General features: G+C 70.7%; 14 protein-coding genes. 8 read left to right on the top strand and 6 right to left on the bottom strand.

From position 1 onward, the window contains the following. Window positions 1–4 precede the first annotated feature (4 nt). The gene (locus GGQ83_RS11080) at window positions 5–328 is read right to left on the bottom strand and encodes an STAS domain-containing protein (RefSeq protein WP_184383907.1); all 324 of its coding nucleotides are present in this window, start codon (window positions 326–328) and stop codon (window positions 5–7) included. 108 nt (window positions 329–436) lie between these two features. Continuing rightward, window positions 437–850, bottom strand: coding sequence for an ATP-binding protein (locus GGQ83_RS11075; RefSeq protein ID WP_184383905.1), 414 nt, complete (start codon window positions 848–850; stop codon window positions 437–439). A 168-nt stretch (window positions 851–1,018) separates the two neighbouring features. Here GGQ83_RS11075 and GGQ83_RS11070 point away from each other — a divergent pair, with 168 nt between their 5' ends. From GGQ83_RS11070 to GGQ83_RS11055, 4 genes are all read left to right on the top strand, one after another. Continuing rightward, the gene (locus GGQ83_RS11070) at window positions 1,019–2,572 is read left to right on the top strand and encodes a Na/Pi symporter (protein ID WP_184383903.1); all 1,554 of its coding nucleotides are present in this window, start codon (window positions 1,019–1,021) and stop codon (window positions 2,570–2,572) included. Between the two features lie 66 nt (window positions 2,573–2,638). Then, the gene (locus GGQ83_RS11065; RefSeq protein ID WP_184383901.1) at window positions 2,639–3,814 is read left to right on the top strand and encodes an acyl-CoA dehydrogenase family protein; all 1,176 of its coding nucleotides are present in this window, start codon (window positions 2,639–2,641) and stop codon (window positions 3,812–3,814) included. Continuing rightward, window positions 3,811–4,776 (top strand): Bug family tripartite tricarboxylate transporter substrate binding protein, encoded by a 966-nt coding sequence (locus tag GGQ83_RS11060; RefSeq protein WP_184383899.1) that lies wholly within the window; start codon window positions 3,811–3,813, stop codon window positions 4,774–4,776. The genes GGQ83_RS11065 and GGQ83_RS11060 overlap by 4 nt, the downstream gene beginning before the upstream one ends. After that, entirely contained in the window at window positions 4,773–5,735 is a 963-nt protein-coding gene (locus GGQ83_RS11055) for an NAD(P)H-dependent flavin oxidoreductase (protein WP_184383897.1), read from the top strand. Before GGQ83_RS11060 ends, GGQ83_RS11055 begins: the two co-directional genes overlap by 4 nt. Here GGQ83_RS11055 and GGQ83_RS11050 read toward each other — a convergent pair. Beyond that, on the bottom strand, window positions 5,720–6,694 hold the full coding sequence (locus tag GGQ83_RS11050; protein ID WP_184383895.1) for a 2-hydroxyacid dehydrogenase: 975 nt from the start codon (window positions 6,692–6,694) through the stop codon (window positions 5,720–5,722). The genes GGQ83_RS11055 and GGQ83_RS11050 overlap by 16 nt on opposite strands. 116 nt (window positions 6,695–6,810) lie before the next feature. Here GGQ83_RS11050 and GGQ83_RS11045 point away from each other — a divergent pair, with 116 nt between their 5' ends. The 4 genes from GGQ83_RS11045 (at window position 6,811) to GGQ83_RS11030 (ending at window position 16,577) form a co-directional block, all read left to right on the top strand. Next, the gene (locus GGQ83_RS11045) at window positions 6,811–7,599 is read left to right on the top strand and encodes an SDR family oxidoreductase (protein WP_184383893.1); all 789 of its coding nucleotides are present in this window, start codon (window positions 6,811–6,813) and stop codon (window positions 7,597–7,599) included. Continuing rightward, entirely contained in the window at window positions 7,596–9,689 is a 2,094-nt protein-coding gene (locus tag GGQ83_RS11040) for a hydantoinase/oxoprolinase family protein (protein ID WP_184383891.1), read from the top strand. Before GGQ83_RS11045 ends, GGQ83_RS11040 begins: the two co-directional genes overlap by 4 nt. Window positions 9,690–9,753: 64 nt before the next feature. Continuing rightward, window positions 9,754–11,415 carry a hydantoinase B/oxoprolinase family protein gene (locus tag GGQ83_RS11035; protein ID WP_184383890.1) on the top strand — a complete coding sequence of 554 codons (1,662 nt, stop codon included), beginning with the start codon at window positions 9,754–9,756 and terminating at the stop codon, window positions 11,413–11,415. A 212-nt stretch (window positions 11,416–11,627) separates the two neighbouring features. After that, window positions 11,628–16,577 (top strand): autotransporter-associated beta strand repeat-containing protein, encoded by a 4,950-nt coding sequence (locus tag GGQ83_RS11030; RefSeq protein ID WP_184383888.1) that lies wholly within the window; start codon window positions 11,628–11,630, stop codon window positions 16,575–16,577. A gap of 162 nt (window positions 16,578–16,739) precedes the next feature. Here GGQ83_RS11030 and GGQ83_RS11025 read toward each other — a convergent pair whose 3' ends face one another. The 3 genes from GGQ83_RS11025 to GGQ83_RS11015 form a co-directional block, all read right to left on the bottom strand. Next, on the bottom strand, window positions 16,740–17,075 hold the full coding sequence (locus GGQ83_RS11025; protein ID WP_184383886.1) for a hypothetical protein: 336 nt from the start codon (window positions 17,073–17,075) through the stop codon (window positions 16,740–16,742). Between the two features lie 200 nt (window positions 17,076–17,275). Then, a complete protein-coding gene (gene araD, locus GGQ83_RS11020; protein ID WP_184383884.1) occupies window positions 17,276–19,000 on the bottom strand; it encodes an L-arabinonate dehydratase in 1,725 nt (574 codons plus the stop codon). Next, the gene (locus GGQ83_RS11015) at window positions 19,000–19,761 is read right to left on the bottom strand and encodes an SDR family NAD(P)-dependent oxidoreductase (protein WP_184383882.1); all 762 of its coding nucleotides are present in this window, start codon (window positions 19,759–19,761) and stop codon (window positions 19,000–19,002) included. Before GGQ83_RS11015 ends, araD begins: the two co-directional genes overlap by 1 nt. Between the last annotated feature and the right edge of the window lie 74 nt (window positions 19,762–19,835).

The following is a 19,835-nucleotide window of genomic DNA, read 5'->3' as shown; positions in this document are numbered from 1 at the left end:
GCGGTCAGCCCGAAGCGGCGTCGGCCCGCGTGTCGAAGGCGGGGATGATCTTGTCGAAGCCGCTGATCTCGAAGACCTCGCGCACCGCGGGCTGCAGCCCGGCCACCGCGAAGCCATGCCCCGCCGCCTTGGCCTGCTTGGCCGCCTTGAGCAGCACGCGCAGCCCGGCCGAGGAGACGTAGCGCACCGCCGAGAGGTCCGCGATCACGGCACCCTGGCCCAGCATCGCCAGCAGCTTCGCCTCGGCCGCCGCCGCCGTCGCGGTGTCGAGGCGGCCGTCGAGCACGGCCACCGCCTTTCCGCCTTCGCTGGTCTCGGTGATCTCCATTCGTGGTCGCTCCGTTGTGGGGGCAGTCCGCGAGGGCGGATACCCATTGTCAGGCACAGGTTAATCCAAGATACGCGCGCCGCGAAATCCGGCCCGCGGAGGGAATGTTCAGAATTCGCGGGGCAGCAGGCAGGTCAGCCGGTTCACGCCGGCCCTTCGCTCCCAGCTGGCGTCGCGCGTCATCTTCCGCAGCAGGTGCAGGCCGAGCCCGCCCACCTCGCGCGAATCCACGCCCTCCTCGGTGTGGGCCGCGGGGGCGGCCAGCGGGTCGAATTCCGGCCCGTCATCCTCGAAGGCGATGGCGACCCCCGCCTCGGTGACGGTGGCGGTGAAGGCGAAGAAGCCCGCGCCCGTGCCGTGCATGACGACATTGGCCGCCAGCTCCTCCGCCACCAAAGCGAGCCGCATGGCCAGCGCGGTGGGGATTTCGGCCTGCTCGGCGAAGGCCTCCACCTCGTCCAGCAGACGCGCCACATCCTCCGTGCCGGGGGGCAGGCGCAGCGTCATGCGGGGCTGGTCCATGCGGGCGGGCCTCGTGTGGTTGGGCGATGAGACTAGCCCCGCCGCCGCGCGCTGGGAAATCCTTGGCTTGACGCGGCGCGGGCTTCGGCGGCACCTCCGAACCAGGAGAGCAAGCCCTTGAAGTTTCTTTGCGTTTTTGTGACATGACGCCGAAGGCGACCGCGTAGCATGGACCTCACAGCCACCCTGCTGGGCGGGCTTGGCCTGTTCTTCCTGGGCGTGCGCGGCCTCTCGGGGCCGCTCGCCGCGCTGGCGGGGCCGCGGCTGCGGGCGGGGCTGGCGGGGGGCACGGGCTCGGCCGCGCTGCTGGGGCTGATGCTGGGCGGGCTGACCCAGAGCAGCAACGCCGTCACCTTCATCACGGCCTCCATGCGCGCCGCGGGGCTGCTGCCCCCGCAGCGCGCCCTGCCGCTGCTGGCCTGGGCCAATGTGGGCACGGCGGGGCTGGTGCTGGTGGCCACCATGGATTTGCGGCTGGCCGCGCTGTGGGTGCTGTTCCTGGCCGGCGTGCTGACCTTCCTGGACCGCGGGCCGGCGGCGGGCGGGCGCCGGGCCGCTGACGCGCAGGGGCGGCTGCGCCCGGCGCTGGCCGCGCTGACGGGGCTGGGGCTGATGCTGCTGGGCCTTGGCCTGTTGCAGGCGGGGGCCGCGCCGCTGCGCGATGCGCCGGGGGTGCAGGCGCTGCTCGCCGCCACCGCCGGCATCGCCTGGCTGCTGGTGCCGCTGGGGGCGGGGCTGGTGCTGGTGACGCAATCCTCCTCCACCGTGTCCATCCTGTTGATCACGCTGCATGTCGCGGGGCTGGTCTCGCTGGAACAGGCGGCGCTGGGCATCTGCGGGGCCTCCTTCGGCTCCGGCCTGGCGGCCTGGATCCTGGGGCGGGGGCTGCGGGGCTCGGCGCGGCAGGTGGTGCTGTTCCAGCTTGTGCTGCGCGCGCTGGGCGCCGCGCTCTTCCTGGCCGCCCTGGCGCTGGAAATGAGCACCGGCGCGCCCCTGGTCCTGGCCGCGACCGGCTGGCTGGCCGAGGGGGCCGGCACCCGGCTCGCCCTTCTGTTCCTGCTGCTGCAACTGGCCATGGCGCTGCTGGCGCTGGTGCGGCCCGAGGCCTGGGCGGGTCTGATGGCGCGCCTCGCCCCCGCCGACGCCCAGGAGGTGGCGGGCCAGCCGCGCTTCCTCCACGTCCAGGCCCTGGCCGACCCGCCCTCCGCCCTGCCGCTGGTGACGGCCGAGCAGGCGCGGCTGCTGGCGCGGCTGCCGGGCACGCTGGGCTCCCTGCGCGGCGAGGCGCCCGAGCCCGACGCCGCCGGCAGCCCGTCGCTGGAGGCGGCCATCGGCCATTTCCTGGACGGGCTGCTGGCGCGGGAACTCGCCCCCGAGGACCTCACCGCCGCCGTCACCGCCCGCGCGCGCCTCGATGGGCTGGTGGCGCTGCGCGAGGCGGTGGAAGGCTTCGCCGAGGCGGGCGCGGAACTGGCCCACCCGCGCGTCGCCCCGCTCGCCGAGGCGCTGCATCTGCTGCTGGAGGAACTCTCCGCCCTCGCCCCCGGCGAGGACCCCGCCTGGCTGGTGGAACTCGCCGCCGACCGCGGCGAGATGATGCAGCGCCTGCGCCGCGCGGCCGCCCAGGACGCGCCGGAGGCCATGTTCCGCCTGACCGGCCATTTCGAGCGCGCGGTGTGGTGGGTGCGGCGCCTCGCCCTGCTGGCGCGCGAGGCGGCTTGACAGCGCGGCGCGCGCGCGCCGACGCTTGCCCATAATCACAACGGGGGGCGCGCCATGAATGACGGCATGCCGGCACGCGCCGGCGCGGCGGAATTCGCCGAATACCTGGAGAATGTCCGCCGCCTGGTGGACGAGGTGCTGATCCCCGCCGAGCCCCGCCTGGAGGGCCAGGAAACCCTCCCCGAGGATTTGACGCAGCGCCTGCGCGAGATGGGCCTCTTCGGCATCTCCATCCCCACGCGCCATGGCGGGCTCGGCCTCACCATGGAGCAGCAGGTGCGCGTGATGCTGGAGGTGACGCGGGCGAGTTCGGTGTTCCGCGCGCGCTTCTCGACCACGATCGGCCTCGGCTCCCAGCCCATCCTCTACAATGGCAGCGAGGCGCAGCGCGCCGAATGGTTGCCGCGCATGGCGAGCGGCGAGGTCACCGCCGCCTTCTGCCTGACCGAGCCCGAGGCCGGCAGCGATGCGGGCGGCGTGCGCACCACGGCGCGGCGGGAGGGCGCCGACTATGTGCTGGACGGGGTGAAGCGCTACATCACCAATGCCCGCCAGGCCGATGTCTTCATCGTGATGGCGCGCACGGAACTGGGCACGAAGGACGCCTCCGGCATCTCGGCCTTCATCGTGCCGGCCGGCACGCCCGGCCTGAGCTGCGGCCCCGCCGACCGCAAGATGGGCCAGGATGGTTCCGCCACCTCCGAGGTGTTCTTCGACGGCGTGCGCGTGCCGGCGGAAAACCTCATCGGCGGGCGCGAGGGGGGCGGCTTCAAGACCGCCATGCGCGGCATCAACCACGCCAGGCTGCATGTCGCCGTCACCTGCGCGGGCCAGGCCGAGCGGCTGATCCAGGAGACGCTGTTCCATGCCCGCCACCGCCGCCAGTTCGGCCAGGCGCTGGCGGAGTTCCAGATGGTGCAGGGGCGGCTCGCGGACATGCGCAGCGAGGCGCTGGCCGCGCGCAGCATGATCCTGGAGACGGCCCGCGCCTTCGACGCGGCGGGCGAGGCGCAGGGCCCGATCATCGCCGACATCGCCTGCTGCAAATTGTTCGCGAGCGAGATGGTGGGGCGCGTCGCCGACCACGCCGTGCAGATCCATGGCGGTGCGGGCTACATGCGCGGCACGGCCGTCGAGCAACTGTTCCGCGACGTGCGGCTGTTCCGCATCTTCGAAGGCGCGTCCGACATCCAGCGCCTGCTGATCGCCCGCGACATGATCAAGGAGAGGAGCGCCCGATGATGCGACGCCGCCATCTGCTCGCCGCGCCCGCCCTTCTGGCCGCGCCGGCGCTTGCCCAATCCTGGCCGCAGGGGCCGGTGCGGATCGTCTCGCCCTTCACGCCGGGGGGCGCCTCCGACCTTTCCGCGCGCTTCGTCGCCCAGGCGCTGACCCAGGCCACGGGTGGCACCTTCCTGGTGGAGAACCGCACGGGCGCGGGCGGCAATCTCGGCATGGACCATGTGGCGAGGGGGCCGGCCGATGGCTCGGTCTTCGTGGTGGCCGCCGCCGCCGCGGCCATCAACCAGACCTACTACCGGAACATGCCCTTCGACCTGCTGCGGGACTTGGCCCCCGTGACGGTCGTGATGATGGTGCCCAATGTGCTGTCGGTGCATCCCTCCTCGCCCGCGCGGGATGCGCGGGGCTTCGTGGAGTGGGCGCGCGGGCAGGCCTCCGGCATCACCTATGGCTCGGCCGGCATCGGCACCGTGCCGCATCTGGCCATGGAGATGTTCTGCCGCCGCGCGGGCATCAGCGCGACCCATGTGCCCTTCCGGGGTTCCGCGCCGGCGGTGACGGAATTGGTGGCGGGCCGGCTGCAGGCGGTGTTCGAGAACCTGCCGCCGCAATCGGGGCAGCTGCGCGCGGGCAGCATCCGGGGCCTGGGCATTTCCTCGACCGAGCCGCATCCGGACTTCGCCGACATCCGCCCCATTGGCGCCGCGTTGGGCTGGGAGGCCTTCGCGCCCGTCGCCTGGCAGTCGCTGATGGCGCCGGCCGCGACCCCCGCCCCCATCATCGCGCGCGTGGCCGAGATCGTCGCCGCCGCGCTGCGCCAGGAGGAACACGCGGCGCGGCTGCGCGCGGCCGGCGCCTTGCCCTCCGGCATGCCACCCGCCGAATTCCACGACTTCCTGGCGCGCGAGGTCGCGACCTGGGGCGAGGCCGTGCGCGCCGCCAACATCAGGGCCGACGGATGATCCATTCCATTCAAACCCGCGCTTCTCGCCTGCTGGGCGTGCGCTATCCCATCGTGCAGGGGGGGCTCGCGCGCGTCGCCAAGGCGGAACTCTGCGCGGCTGTCAGCGCGGCGGGGGGGCTGGGGCAGATCTCCACCGTGGGGCTCGCGGATGCCGAGGCGCTGCGCGCCGAAATCCGCCGTGCCCGGGCGCTCACCGACAAGCCCTTCGGCGTGAACTTCCCCCTCGGCCGGATGGACTTCACCGCCATGATGGAGGTGGTGCTGGAGGAGGAGGTCGCCGTCATCGCCCTTACCGCCGGCAACCCCGCGCCCTGGATCAAGCGCATTGATGGCCGCGCGAAGGTGCTGGTGCTGATCGCGGGGCCGGAGCTGGCGAAGAAGGCCGAGGGCGCGGGCGCCGACCTCGTGGCCACGGTGGGCTATGAGGGCGGCGGCCACCTGGGCCGGGGCGACGAGACGACCATGGTGATGGTGCCGCGCGTGGTGCGCGCCGTGTCCATCCCCGTGCTGGCCTCGGGCGGCATCGCGGATGGGGCGGGGCTGCTGGCGGCCCTCGCGCTCGGGGCGGAGGGTGTCGAGATGGGCACCCGCTTCGTGGCCAGCGCCGAGGCCCACGCGCATGCCAACTACAAGCAGGCGCTGGTGGCGGCGGAGCCCATGGGCACCACCGTCATCAAGCGGTCGCTCGGCATGCCGGGCCGCGCCCTGCGCTCGGCCCACACCGAGGCGATCCTCGCCGCCGAGGCGGCGGGCGAGGACATCGTGCCCATGATCGCGGGCCCGCTCAACGCGCGCGGCGTGGACGATGGCGAGCTGGATCAGAGCTATCTCTGGGCCGGGCAATGCGTGGGGCTGATCGGGGAGGTGGAACCCGCCGGCGCCATCGTGGAACGCATGGCGCGCGAGGCCGGGGAAGGCCTCGCGCGGATGAACAGGGCCTTTCAGCCGACGGGGTGAAGCGCCGGCTTGCCCGCCAGCACGGCGGTCAGATTGTCCAGCGCGCGGTGGCCCATGGCGTCGCGCACCTCGATGGTGGCGCTGCCCAGGTGGGGCAGCAGCACCACGTTCTCCAGGCCGAAATAGCCTTCGAACACCACCGGCTCGCCATCATAGACATCGAGGCCGGCGGCGCGGATGTGGCCGGACTTGAGTGCGGCCACCAGCGCCACGTCGTCCACGCTGCCGCCGCGGCCGGAATTCACCACCAGGCTGCCGGGCTTCATCTGCGCCAGCCGCTCGGCGTTCAGCCACTTCCGCGTGGCGTCGCCGCCCGGGACGTGCATGGAGATCACGTCAATGGTGGAGAGGAAGCCCGCGTCATTGTCGTGGAAGATGGCGCCCTGCTCGGCCTCGGCCGGCAGGCGCTGCACGTCGCGGTAATGGATTTCCATCTTGAGGCCGCGCGCCATGGACGCGAGTTCCCGCCCGATGCGCCCCATGCCGAGGATGCCGAGCTTCTTGCCCTCCAGCGTGACGCCCATCAGCTGCGTGGGCGCCCAGCCCTCCCATTTGCGGGCGCGGACCATGCGCTCGCCCTCGCCGGCGCGGCGGGCGGCCATGAGCATGAGGGTGAGGGCGGTTTCGGCCGTGGCGAAGGAGAGCACCTCGGGCGTGTTCGTCACCGTGATGCCGCGCGCCTTCGCGGCGGGCACGTTGATGTGGTCATAGCCCACGCTGAAGGTGGCGATGGCCTTCACACTGGCGGGGAGCGCCGCGATGGTCTCGGCACTCATCGGGTCGCCCGCCGCGCAGAGGATGCCGGCCGCCCCCGCTTCGGCCGCGCGGCGGGCGATCTCGGCGCCGTCGCGGAACCAGGGATCGTCCTGCGGGTTCAGGCGCGCGTCGAACTCGGCGGCCGCGCGGGCCTCGATGGCCGCGGGCAGCTTGCGGGTCAGCAGCAGGACGGGCTTGGGCATGGTGAATTCCTGGTCAGTTCCGGTGTCGGGCCGCACCATAGCCGCTGGCCCCCGCCTTGCCAGAGGGGGCGCGTTTCGGCAGGGTCCGGCACAGGTTCACCACAGGGGTTTTTGGCATGGATTTCGGGCTGGCAGGGCGTCGCGCGCTGGTGATGGGGGCCTCGAAGGGGCTGGGGCGGAGCATCGCGGAGGCGCTGGCGGCCGAGGGCGCGGCACTCGTCATCACGGGCCGCGACCAGGCGAGCCTGGATGCCGCCTGCGCCGAACTCCGCGCCAAGGGCGCGGGCTTCGCCCAGGGCATCGTGGCCGATGTGGCGGACCCGGCGCAGATGGACGCGCTGGCCCAGGGGGCCCAGGCCGCGATGGGCGGCGTGGACATCCTGGTGCAGAACCATGGCGGCCCGCCGCCCGGCCCCGCCTTGGAAGTCAGCGAGGAGCTTCTCTCCACCTGGTTCCAGCGCATCGTGCTTTCGCCGGTTCGCCTCACCAACGCGCTGCTGCCCGGCATGCGCGAGCGGAAGTGGGGCCGCATCATCAATGTGGGCAGCACGGGCATGCTGCAGCCCCTGCCCAACATGGTGCTGAGCAACACGCTGCGCGCCTCGATCATGGGCTGGATGAAGACGCTCTCGGCCGAGGTGGCGCATGAGGGCATCACCTGCAACATCGTGGCGCCTGGCGCCATCCGCACCGACCGCAGCCTGGAGACGGCGGGCAGCCTGGCCGCGCGCCAGGGCAAGAGCGTGGATGATGTGATCGCGGAGCGGTCCAAGACCATCCCCGCCGGGCGCTACGGCCTGCCCGATGAGTACGGCCCGCTGGTCGCTTTCCTGTGCAGCAACCAGGCCGCCTACATGACGGGCTGCGTGCTGCGCGTGGATGGCGGGATGGTGCGCGGGTGGTGAACACGTCTGTCCGTCTCGCCGCCGACATCGGCGGCACCTTCACCGACGTCGCCCTCGAAGCGCAGGACGCGGACGGCGAGGCCACGCGCTGGACCGCCAAGGTCCTCACCACGCCGCACGCGCCGGAACTCGGCGTGCTGGAGGGCGTGCGCGTGGCGCTGTCGCGCGCGGCACTCACCCCCGCCGATGTCACGCTCGTGATCCATGGCACCACGCTCGCCACCAATGCGCTGATCGAGCGCAAAGGGGCGAAGACCGCGCTCATCACCACCGAGGGCTTCCGCGACGTTCTGGCGCTCGGCAATGAGAGCCGATACGACCAGTACGACCTCAACATCGAGCTGCCGCAGCCGCTGGTGCCGCGCCGCTGGCGCCTGCCGGTGGTGGAACGCCTGGACAACACCGGCAAGGTGCTGCGCCCGCTGGATGAGGCGAGCCTGCGCGCGCACATCCCCTTCCTGAAGTCCGAGGGCATCGAGGCCGTCGCGGTCGGCTTCCTGCACGGCTTCGTGAACCCCGCGCACGAACAGCGCGCCGCCGAAATCCTGCGCGCCGAATTGCCTGACGTGCCCGTCTCGCTGGCCTCCGAGGTCAGCCCCGAGATGCGCGAGTGGGAGCGTTTCAGCACCACCGTCGCCAACGCCTATGTGCAGCCGCTGATGGCGAGCTATCTCGGCCGGCTGGAGGCGGGGCTGCGCGAGATGGGCGTCGCCGCGCCGCTGTTCCTGATGCTCTCGGGCGGCGGCCTCACCACGGTCGAGACCGCGTCGCGCTTCCCCATCCGCCTGGTGGAAAGCGGGCCGGCGGGCGGCGCCATCTTTTCGGCCTTCGTGGCGCGGCAGCGCGGCTGGTCGAAGGTGCTCAGCTTCGACATGGGCGGCACCACCGCCAAGGTCTGCCTGATTGACGACTACGCGCCGCAAGCGAGCCGCACCTTCGAGGTGGCGCGCGTGGGCCGCTTCAAGCGCGGCTCGGGCCTGCCGCTGCGCATCCCCGTGATCGAGATGGTGGAGATCGGCGCGGGCGGCGGTTCGCTGGCCTCGCTCGACGCCATGGGCCGCATCCAGGTGGGGCCGGAAAGCGCGGGCGCCATGCCCGGCCCCGCCTGCTATGGCCGCGGCGGCACCAAGCCCGCGGTGACGGACGCGAACCTGACGCTGGGCCGCTACGACGCGGCGAGCTTCGCGGGCGGTTCGCTCGCGCTGAATGAGGCCGCCGCCGCCACCGCGCTGGACGCGCATGTGGGCGGCAAGCTCGGTCTTGAGCCCGGCATGGCGGCGCTGGGCGTGGTCGAGATGGTGGACGAGAACATGGCCAACGCGGCCCGCGTCCATGCCATCGAGAGCGCCAAATCCTATGAGGGCCGCGCCATCATCGCCTTCGGCGGCGGCGGGCCCGTGCATGGCTATCGCGTGGCGGAGAAGATCGGCGTGAACCGGCTGCTGGTGCCCTCGGGCGCGGGCGTGGGTTCCGCCATCGGCTTCCTGCGCGCGCCCGTGGCCTATGAGGTGGTGAAGAGCCTCTACACGCGCTTCGCCCGCTTCGACCTGGACGGCGTAAACGCGCTGCTGGCGGCGATGAGCGCCGAGGCCTCGCAGGTGGTGGCCGAGGGCAGCTTCGGCGCGCCCACGGTGGAGAACCGCATCGCCTATATGCGCTATGTGGGGCAGGGGCATGAGATCGCGGTGCCCATGCCGGTGCGGGCGCTGGTGCAGGGCGACATCGCCGCCATCCGCGCGGCCTATGACGCCGAGTACACCCGCTTCTACGACCGCCCCGTGCCCGGTTCGGATGTGGAGGTGCTGAGCTTCGCCGTCACCGTCGCCACCGTGGTGGACCACGCGGACCCCGTGGCCGAGGTGATGGACGCCCCCGCGCCCGCGCCCATCCGCACCCAGCAGGTGCGCGACACCGCGACGGGCCAGGTGGCCGAATGGGCCGTCTACGCGCGCGACGACATGGCGCCGGGAGCGACCGTGCCCGGGCCCTGCATCGTGGTGGAGGATGAGACCTCGACGCTGGTGGGGCCGGGGTGGTCGTGCCGGATGGATGGGCTGGGGTATCTGGAACTGACGAAGGGAGACGCTTGATGCTCACCGATTCACGCCTCCGGTGCTCGCTTCGCTGCGCCCTCCTGCGATCGGAGAGACTGGCATGAACGCCCTCGAAAAAATCCAGCGCCAGATCCAATGGAACCGCCTCATCGCGGTGGTCGAGGAACAGGCGCAGACCATGATCCGCACTGCCTTCAGCACCACGGTGCGCGAGGCGGGAGATCTTTCGGCCGGCATCTTCGACCTGGAAGGGCGCATGCTGGCGCAGGCCGTCACCGGCACGCCCGGCCATGTGAATTCCATGATGGAATCCGTGGGGCATTTCCTCGCGAAATTCCCCGCCGCTAGCATGAAGCCGGGCGACCACTACATCACCAACGACCCCTGGCTCGGCACCGGGCACCTGCATGACCTGACGGTGGTCACGCCCGCCTTCCGCAACGGCGCCATCGTGGGGCTCTTCGCCAACACCGCGCACATCATTGACATCGGCGGGCTCGGGATGGGGCCGGAGGGGCGCTCCGTTTTTGAGGAAGGCCTCTACATCCCCATCGTGAAGTGTTTCGACCAGGGCGCGCCCAACGAGACCTTCTTCGACTTCATCCGCGTGGGTTCCCGCACGCCGGTGGAGCTGGAAGGCGACATCTACAGCCTCTGCGCCTGCAACGATGCGGGGGCCAAGCGCCTCGTCGAGATGATGGACGAGTACAAGATGGACAGCCTGGACGGGCTCGCCACCTTCATCTTCGACAGCAGCCTGGCCGCCACGCAGGAAGCGATCGCCGCCCTGCCGCGCGGCACCTACCAGGCCGAAATCCGCAGCGACGGCTATGAGGCGCCCGTCACCCTCCGCGCCGCCATGACGCTGCACGAAGACCGCATCGTGGTGGACTATGCCGGCACCTCGGGGCTGTCCACGCGCGGCATCAACGTGCCGCCCTCCTATTGCCGCGCCTATTCCTGCTTCGGGATCAAGTGCGTGGTCGCACCCGACATCCCCAACAACTGGGCCAGCCTCAAGCCCTTCGAGATGATGATCCCGGAGGGCTGCATCCTCAACGCGCCGCGCCCCTATCCGGTCAGCGTGCGGCACGTCATCGGCCAGCTCATTCCTGACCTGATGATGGGCTGCCTCAGCCACGCCGTGCCCGACCGCGTGAACGCCGAGGGCTCGTCGGCGCTGTGGAACCCGCCGCTCCGCGGCGGCAGCCAGGTCAGCGGCCAGGCGGCCGAGACCGAGGATTTCGAGATCATCACCTTCAACTCCGGCGGCACCGGCGCGCGCCCCACGAAGGACGGGCTGGACGGCATCGCCTTCCCCTCCGGCGTGCGGACCATGCCGGTGGAAGCCACCGAGAACGTCGCCCCCGTCATCTTCTGGCGGAAGGAGCTGCGGCCCGACAGCGCGGGTGCGGGCCAGACGCGCGGCGGCTTCGGCCAGATCATGGAGATCGGCGCCAAGGGCGACGCCGAATTCGCGGTCAACGCCATCTTCGACCGCGTGGCCAATGCGCCCAAGGGCCGCCTCGGCGGCGGCGAGGGCGCCAATGGCTGGGTCGGCCTGGATGACGCCAACGGCACCGTGCTCCGCACCAAGGGCTTCCAGGTGGTGCCCAAGGGCCGGCACCTGCTGCTGAAGCTGCCCGGTGGAGGCGGCATGGGCGACCCGCGCCAGCGCGACCCCAAACTGGTCGCGCGCGACGTGGCCGATGGGCTGGTGAGCGCGGCCGAGGCGAAGCGTCTCTATGGGTGGGGCGGCTGAGCCCCCTCGGCACCGCAGCACCGCACAGCGGCTGATTCACGGCTTCGGCCCACCGAGAGTGCGACGATGGCGGGGTGACCTTCTCCCCGCCCGCCCCTCATTTGGCTTGAGCACCGGGCTTTCCAATCCCCATTCCATGTGTATGACTTTAAAATAACCAAGCATGGGTGGAGCGGTCGGTGCGGTTCGGATCATTTGGCTATGGTGTGGCTTTGCGCAGCAGCACGGCGCTGACTGGCGTCTCGCGTCCTTCCCGTCCTGTCTCGCTGCTGGCCTCGGCTGCCTTCGCGGTGCTGTGCGGCCTGGCGGTGCCGGCCGCCGCGCAACCGGTCTGGATCGGGCCGGGCACGGATTTCAACACCGGGTCGAACTGGAGCACCGGCATCGTGCCGGATGGCGGGGGGGCCATCTTCCAGAACACCGGGCCGACCAGCGTGTTCACCAGTGTCAACACGACTTTCGGTGGCATCACCTTCGCGGCCGGTGCACCGACCTACACGCTGACCCTTGGCGATTTCGCGCAGTTCAGCGCCGATGTCGTCAACAACTCCGGCGTCGAACAGATCATCGTTGTCCCCACCGGACAGACGCTGTTCATGCAGGGTTCGTCCGCCACGGGCACCAACGTCACCTACCAGCTCGTCGGTCAGATGTCGCTTGATAACATCTCCCCGGGCGGGGAGTCGCGGTACGTCATCACGAACCGGCTTGTCTTCAGGGGCGCTGCGCGCAGCACCACGCTGGGTGCGCTCAGCGGCACCGGCAATTTGCAGAGCCTGACCGACAACGACATCACCGCTCGCATCGGCGGGCTCAATACCAATGACACCTTTTCCGGGCAGATCCTCCAGGGTCAGGCCGGCGCGATCCTTCTGGAGAAGGTCGGCACCGGCACGCTGACCCTGGCGGGCCTCAACCTCCACACCGGCGGCACGACCATCACCGCCGGCACGCTGCAGGTGGGCAATGGTGGCACCACGGGCACGCTGGGCAACGGCGCGGTGGTGAACAATGCGGCGCTGGTGTTCAACCGGTCGGATGTGCATCTGGTCGGCAACCTGATCTCCGGCGGCGGTACGCTGGCGCAGGAGGGCACGGGCACGCTGGTCCTGACCGGCGCCAACACCTATTCCGGCACCACGACCATCACCGCGGGCACCCTGCAAATAGGCGATGGCGGCACCATTGGCACGCTGGGCAGCGGCGCGGTGGTGAACAACGCGGCGCTGGTGTTCAACCGCAGCGACGCGGTGACGGTCGGCAACCTGATCTCCGGCGGCGGCACGCTGACTCAGGAGGGCACCGGCGTGCTGACACTGACCGGCGCCAACACCTATTCCGGCGGCACGATCATCAATGCGGGCACCATTGCGCTCGATGACCTCGGCGGCCTCGGCACCGGCCTTGTGACCCTGGATGGCGGTGCGCTGCGCAGCAATGTCACGGGCACGCTTGGCAACAATATCCGCCTCGCCGATCTCGGCACGGGCACGATCGGCGCCGCGACGGGCCAGGCGCTGACGCTGACGGGCCAGCTTCTGCTGGGCCAACAATCCGAACTCGTCTTCGGCAGCCTGACCGATACCGGCACCATCACCGCGCAATTCAGTTCGATTACCCTCGACACCTTGGCGCCGCCCTCCCTGCGGATTGCCGGCGGTACGTTGATCAGCGGCAATGGCAACATTCCCCAGCTCATCCAGCTGGCCACCACCACCACCATCGATGCCGGCGCCACCCTCGACCTGAACGGCAATGCGCCGACATCCAGCTTCGCCATCAACGACCTGCGCGGCGCCGGGCGGCTGACGAATACGGATGTGACCTTTATCCGCGCGGGCGATTTCGCCGGCGAGATCGCGGGCACGATGCGGCTGGAGAAGATCAGCGCGGGCACGCTGATCCTGACCGGCACCAACAGCTATTCCGGCGGCACGACCATAGACGCCGGCACGCTGCAGGTCGGCAATGGTGGCACCACGGGCACGCTGGGCAGCGGCGCGGTGGTGAACAACGCGGCGCTGGTGTTCAACCGCAGCGACGCGGTGACGTTCGGCAATGCCATTTCCGGCAGCGGCACGCTGACGCAGGAGGGGTCGGGCACGCTGATCCTGACGGGCGCCAACACCTATTCCGGCACCACGACCATCACCACGGGCACGCTGCAGGTGGGCGATGGCGGCACCACTGGCACGCTGGGCAGCGGGGCTGTGGTGAACAACGCGGCGCTGGTGTTCAACCGCAGCGACGCAGTGACCGTCGGCAACCTGATCTCCGGCAGCGGCACACTGACGCAGGAGGGGTCGGGCACGCTGATCCTGACGGGCGCCAACACCTATTCCGGCACCACGACCATCACCGCGGGCACCCTTCAAATAGGCGCTGGCGGCACCACTGGCACGCTGGGCAGCGGGGCTGTGGTGAACAACGCGGCACTGGTGTTCAACCGCAGTGATGCGGTGACGGTCGGCAACCTGATCTCCGGCGGCGGCACGCTGACGCAGGAGGGCACCGGCGTACTGACACTCACCGGCGCCAATACCTATTCCGGCACCACGACCATCACCGCGGGCACCCTTCAAATAGGCGATGGCGGCACCACGGGCACGCTGGGCAGCGGGGCTGTGGTGAACAACGCGGCGCTGGTGTTCAACCGCAGTGATGCGGTGACGGTCGGCAACCTGATCTCCGGCAGCGGCACGCTGACCCAGTCCGGCACCGGCGTGCTGACACTGACCGGCGCCAATACCTATTCCGGCGGCACGATCATCAATGCGGGCACCTTGGCGCTGGGCGATTTGGGCGCGCTCGGCGCCGGGCTCGTCACGATCAATGGGGGCACGCTGCGCTCCGACGTGACGGGCACGCTGGCCAACAACATCGGGACCGGCACCAGCGGGACGCAGACCATCGCCGCCGCCAGCGGGCAAGACCTGACCTTGGGCGGCGACCTGATCGTGAATGGACCGGTCACCTTGGCCTTCGGCTCGGCCACCGAGACCGGCACTGTGACCCTGGGCCTGAGCGGCGCCAGCGGGCTAGATACCGCGGCCCTGCTGGTTGCCGGCGGTACGCTGCGGACCGGGAATTTAACTGGCGCCGTGTTCCTCTCCACCTTCGGCACGACGACCATCAACGCGGGCGCCACGCTCGACTACGACACCACGCTGGGGACGGAGTTGGTGATCACCAACCTTCTGGGCAGCGGCACGCTCACCAACAATGGCTTGACGGTCATCTTGCGGGGCGATTTCGCCGGCGAGATCGCGGGCACGATGCGGCTGGAGAAGGTCAGCTCGGGCACGCTGATCCTGACCGGCGCCAACACCTATTCCGGCGGCACGACCATCACCGCGGGCACCTTGCAGGTGGGCGCTGGCGGCACCGCTGGCACGCTGGGCAGCGGTGCGGTGGTGAACAACGCGGCGCTGGTGTTCAACCGCAGCGACGCGGTGACGGTGGACAACCTGATCTCGGGCAGCGGTACCGTCACGCAGGCGGGATCGGGCCATCTGATCCTGACCACAGCCCAGACCTATACCGGCGCCACGCTGGTGCGGTCCGGGCGGCTTTCGGTGAATGGCTCCATCGCCGCATCCGCCGGCGTCACGGTGGAGGCGGGCGGCACGCTGGGCGGCACGGGCACTCTGCCGGGCGTTGCGGTGCTGGCCGGCGGGGCGATCGCGCCGGGCAATTCGATCGGCACGCTGACCGTCAGCGGCAACCTCACGCTGGCGCCGGGCTCGATCACGCAGATCGAGGTGGATGGCCCGCTGGCGGACCGCATCAACGTCTCCGGCACGGCGACACTGGGCGGCACGCTGCAACTGGTGGCGCTGGGCGGCAGCTACAACTTCAACGCGCCCTACACGCTGATCCAGGCCAGCGCGGTGGCGGGCAGCTTCGCCACGGTGGACACGCAGGGCAGCTTCGGCGCCGGCGTGACCAGCACGGTGACCACCACGGCGACAGAGGCGCAGCTGGTGCTGACGCCGGCGATGCTGGAGCCGATCATCACCGACCCGCCGCCGCCGCCGCCGACCCCCGGCGTGCCGGTGCCGATCCTGGGCCAGGGCACGCCGAACCAGATCGCGGTGGCGCGGGGCTTTGACCGGGCGGTGACACGCGGGGCCGATGTCTCGGCCTTCTTCCCGCTGTACAACCTGCCGGCGGCGCAACTGCCGCGCGGGCTGGACCAGGTCTCGGGCCAGGTGCACGCGGTGGCGGCGGGGCTGCACGCGCAGGGCGCCGGGCAGTTCCTGGGGGCGGTCCTGGACCCGGCGCGGAATGCGGAGGCCCTGGGTGATGGCGCGGCCGGTTCCACGCCGCGCTACGCGGTCTGGGCCACGGCGCTGGCCGGCAACCAGCGGATGGGGGCGGGCGGCAACGCCCCGAACTTCGTCTCCTCGACCAGCGGCGGCGTGGCGGCGGGGGCCGATGTGCGGCTTTCGGCGCAGGTGGTGGCGGGCCTCGCGCTCGCGGCGACGGGGGCGACGGCACGGCTGTCGGAGGGCCTGGGCCGGGCGGAAGGCACCCAGTTGCAGGGGGCGGTGTATGGCACGGGCCAGTTCGGGCCGCTGCGACTGGCGGCGGCGCTGGCCTATGGCGCGACGGAACTGTCCACGGAGCGGCAGGTGCCGTTCTTCGGCGCCGGCCAACTGCGTGGGGATGTGACGAGCCAGGGCGTGTCCACGCGGCTGGAGGCCGGGTGGCGTGTGGCGGATGTGCTGCCGGGCGTGGCGCTGACGCCGCAGCTGGCCTTTCAGGGCAGTTGGTACACGGTGCCGAGCTACTCGGAACGCGCGACGGGCGGGCAGGGGCCGGCGGCGCTGGCGGTGGCCGGGCAGACGCACGGGCAGTCGCGGCTGGAGGTTGCGGTGCGGGCGGATATGAGCCTGGGCACGGCGCTGAGCGGCTTCGCGCGGGCGGGCTGGGCGGCGTATCTGCAGCGGGATGCGCGCATGAGCGCGCAGTTCATCGGACTGCCGCAGGCCGGCTTCACGGTCAGCGGGCCGCGGCCGGACGCGCATGCGGCACTTGTCTCGGGCGGGTTGGATTGGCGGCTGAGCCCCTCCACCACCGTGACGGCGCGGGTGGATGCGGAATTGTCGGGCCGCAGCCACGCCGTCAACGGCACCGCGCGCATCCGCTACGCCTTCTGAGGCGGGCGAGGTCCGGCGGCGTTGCCCAGGCTGCGGCCTTCTCTCGGCCAGGCAGCCTGGCAGCACATCAGACCAACTCCGCGGCTCCCAGGAGCCCGCAGCACCTGGGGCAGCGTCCGATCGGGTTGAACCGCGAAGCGGTTCAGCCGATCGGACGCTGCTCTAGCCTTTCGTCGGACGCCGATAGGTGTTCCGCACCGTCTGCAGCAGCGCGTTGTTGTCCTCGCGGCTCACCACATAGATGAAGATCACCGCGAGCCGCCGGTCGCCGATGCAGCGGATGGCGATGCTGTCATCGCCACGCCAGCCGAACACCGTCTGCCGGTCGTTCGAGATGCTGCCACGGAAACCCGCCTGGCGCGTGGCCTCCACGCCGGTGCTGAGGCAGGCATCCTGCCCGTCATTGACGGCTTCCCAGGCGGTGGTCACGGTCGCGGCCTGGGCCGTGCCGATGCCTGCGGCGAGCGCAAGGCCCAGCATCCAAGTGCGAGGCTTCATCATGGCTTCTCCCTCGATCTCAAGGGGCGAAGCGCGCCCCCGCGGCCAGTATGGCAGAAGAGGATGCGGTGGAAACGCTTGACGCAGAAAAATTCCGCCTGGAGCAGGCGGCGTTCACATGCGTTCGCGCAGCCTGCTCCAGCCGTTGTCGAGAGCGGGATTCAGCGTTCTCGGCGATGCCACCTCAACGCCTCCCGCCCCTAATGGATTTCGGGTTCCTCCACCGCTTCCGTGCCGCGCTCCAGGAAATCCATGTCGCAGCCGTTGTCCGCCTGGTTCACATGCGCCTGGTAGAGCCCGGTCCAGCCGCGCGCCTGCACGGGCTTGCGCGGCGTCCAGGCGGCGCGGCGGGCGGCGAGTTCGGCCTCCTCCACCAGAAGGTCCAGCTTTCGCGCGCTCACGTCGAGGCGGATCATGTCGCCATCCCGCACCAGGGCGAGCGGCCCGCCCAGCGCCGCCTCGGGTGCCACATGCAGCACGCAGGTGCCATAGCTGGTGCCGGACATGCGCGCGTCCGACACGCGCACCATGTCCCGCACGCCCTGCGCCAGCAGCTTCTTCGGGATGGGCAGCATGCCCCATTCGGGGAAGCCCGGCCCGCCCACGGGGCCGGCATTCTTCAGCACCAGCACACTGTCCGGTGTGACGTCCAGCGCGGGGTCATCCAGCCGCGCGTCGAGGTCGTTGTAGTCCTCGAACACCACGGCCGGCCCGGTGTGGGAGAGCTTCTCGGCGCTGGCCGCGCTCTGCTTGATGACCGCGCCATCAGGGGCCAACGAACCGCGCAGCACCACCACGCCGCCATTGGGGTGCAGCGGGTTGTCGAGGGCGCGGATCACATCGGCGTCGAACACCTCCGCACCCTGAAGCTGCGCGCCCAGCGTGCCGTTCACCGTGGTGGCATCCAGCGCCAGATGCGGCGCCAGCACGTTCAGGAAGGCGCGGCTGCCGCCGGCGTAGAAGAAGTCCTCCATGAGGTAGCGGTCGCCATTGGGGCGGAGGTTCGCGATCAGCGGCACGCGCGCGCTGATGGCGTCGAAGCGCTCCAGGTCCATCGCGATCCCCGCCCGCCGCGCGATGGCGATGAGGTGCGGGATGGCATTGGTGGAACCCCCGAAGGCCATGGTCGCCGCCACCGCATTGTCCAGGCTGCGCTGGTCCAGCAGGCGCGTGATGGTCAGGTCCTCCCACACCATCTCCACGATGCGCGCGCCCGCCGCCGCCGCCATGCGCGGATGCGCGCTGTCCACGGCGGGGATGCTGGCGGCACCCGGCAGCGTCAGCCCCAGCGCCTCGGCCGCCAGGGCCATGGTGCTGGCCGTGCCCGCCGTCATGCAGGTGCCGGCCGAGCGCGAGAGGCCGGCCTCCATCTCGTTCCAGTCGCCCTGCGTGATCGTGCCGGCGCGCAGTTCCGAATAATACTTCCAGACATCGCTGCCGGAGCCGAGCTTCCGCCCGCGCCAATTGCCGCTCAGCATCGGGCCGGCCGGCACATAGATGGCGGGCAGCCCCATGCTGATGGCGCCCATGATCAGCGCGGGGCCCGTCTTGTCGCAGCCCCCCATCAGCACGAGGCCATCCAGCGGCAGGCTGCGCGCGATCTCCTCCGTCTCCATCGCCAGGAAGTTGCGGTAGAGCATGGTGGAAGGCTTCTGGAACACCTCCGGCAGCGCCATCGCCGGGATTTCCACGGGGAAGCCCCCGGCCGCCCAGACGCCGCGCTTCACATCCTGCGCGCGCTCGCGGAAATGGCCGTGGCAATGCATCAGGTCGGACCAGGTGTTGATCACCCCGATCACCGGCCGCCCGCGGAATTCCTGCGGCCCGAAGCCCAGTTGCAGAAGTCGCGAACGGTGGTTGGCCGAGCGCATGGTCTCGACGCCGAACCAGCGATGGCTGCGAAGGTCCTCGGGCCGCTTGCGCATCAGCGGGGCGCCATGCGGATGGCGCCGTCGAGGCGGATGGTCTCGCCGTTCAGGTAGCCATTTTCCACGATCTGCATGGCGAGCTTGCCATACTCGTCCGGGTTGCCCAGGCGGTGCGGGTTCGGCACCGTCTGCGCCAGCGACTGCTTGATGGGGTCCGCCAGCCTTTGCAGCATGGGCGTGTCGAAGATGCCCGGCGCGATGGTGCAGACGCGGATGGACTTGCTGGCGAGGTCGCGCGCCGCGCAGATGGTGAAGCCGATCACGCCCGCCTTGGAGGACGCATAGGGGATCTGCCCGATCTGCCCCTCATAGCCGGCCACCGATGCGGTCAGGATGCACACGCCGCGCTCGCCATCCTCCATCGCCTCGGTCTTCGCCATGGCGGCGGCCGCGAGGCGCACCGCGTTGAAGGTGCCCGTCAGGTTCACGCGGATGATGTTCTCGAAATGCGCGAGGCTGCCCGGCGTGCCGTCGCGCTCCAGGATGCGCAGCGCGCCGCCGCGGCCCGCGCAATGCACCAGAACGCGCACCGGGCCCATCGTCTCGGCCTGCGCCACGGCGGCCTGCATCGTGGCCTCGTCGGTCACGTCGGCCACCGCGAACTGGCCGCCCAGTTCCTTCGCGACGGCCGCGCCATTGCTGGTCTCGAGGTCCACGATCATCACCTTGGCGCCCTTGGCCGCCAGGCGCTTCGCGCTGGCCAGCCCGAGCCCGGAGGCGCCCCCCGTCACGATCGCGACGGCACCCTGAACATCCATGCGTCTTCTCCCTAACTTGCGGGCGCAGCGCACCACTTCCCCTTGCTTGACGCAAGCCGCCACCCTCACGACCA

Origin of the sequence: Roseococcus suduntuyensis (assembly GCF_014196305.1) — a bacterium.
GTDB lineage: Bacteria > Pseudomonadota > Alphaproteobacteria > Acetobacterales > Acetobacteraceae > Roseococcus > Roseococcus suduntuyensis.
The sequence above is the reverse complement of the archived record's forward strand: the minus strand, read 5'-3'. Positions and strand labels throughout refer to the sequence as shown.

Excerpts from the sequence above, each read along its gene's own strand:
- GGQ83_RS11080 (WP_184383907.1), bottom strand. The coding sequence starts at position 328 with ATGGAGATCACCGAGACCAGCGAAGGCGGAAAGGCGGTGGCCGTGCTC.
- GGQ83_RS11075 (WP_184383905.1), bottom strand. The coding sequence starts at position 850 with ATGGACCAGCCCCGCATGACGCTGCGCCTGCCCCCCGGCACGGAGGAT.
- GGQ83_RS11070 (WP_184383903.1), top strand. The coding sequence starts at position 1,019 with ATGGACCTCACAGCCACCCTGCTGGGCGGGCTTGGCCTGTTCTTCCTG.
- GGQ83_RS11065 (WP_184383901.1), top strand. The coding sequence starts at position 2,639 with ATGCCGGCACGCGCCGGCGCGGCGGAATTCGCCGAATACCTGGAGAAT.
- GGQ83_RS11060 (WP_184383899.1), top strand. The coding sequence starts at position 3,811 with ATGATGCGACGCCGCCATCTGCTCGCCGCGCCCGCCCTTCTGGCCGCG.
- GGQ83_RS11055 (WP_184383897.1), top strand. The coding sequence starts at position 4,773 with ATGATCCATTCCATTCAAACCCGCGCTTCTCGCCTGCTGGGCGTGCGC.
- GGQ83_RS11050 (WP_184383895.1), bottom strand. The coding sequence starts at position 6,694 with ATGCCCAAGCCCGTCCTGCTGCTGACCCGCAAGCTGCCCGCGGCCATC.
- GGQ83_RS11045 (WP_184383893.1), top strand. The coding sequence starts at position 6,811 with ATGGATTTCGGGCTGGCAGGGCGTCGCGCGCTGGTGATGGGGGCCTCG.
- GGQ83_RS11035 (WP_184383890.1), top strand. The coding sequence starts at position 9,754 with ATGAACGCCCTCGAAAAAATCCAGCGCCAGATCCAATGGAACCGCCTC.
- GGQ83_RS11025 (WP_184383886.1), bottom strand. The coding sequence starts at position 17,075 with ATGAAGCCTCGCACTTGGATGCTGGGCCTTGCGCTCGCCGCAGGCATC.
- araD (WP_184383884.1), bottom strand. The coding sequence starts at position 19,000 with ATGCGCAAGCGGCCCGAGGACCTTCGCAGCCATCGCTGGTTCGGCGTC.
- GGQ83_RS11015 (WP_184383882.1), bottom strand. The coding sequence starts at position 19,761 with ATGGATGTTCAGGGTGCCGTCGCGATCGTGACGGGGGGCGCCTCCGGG.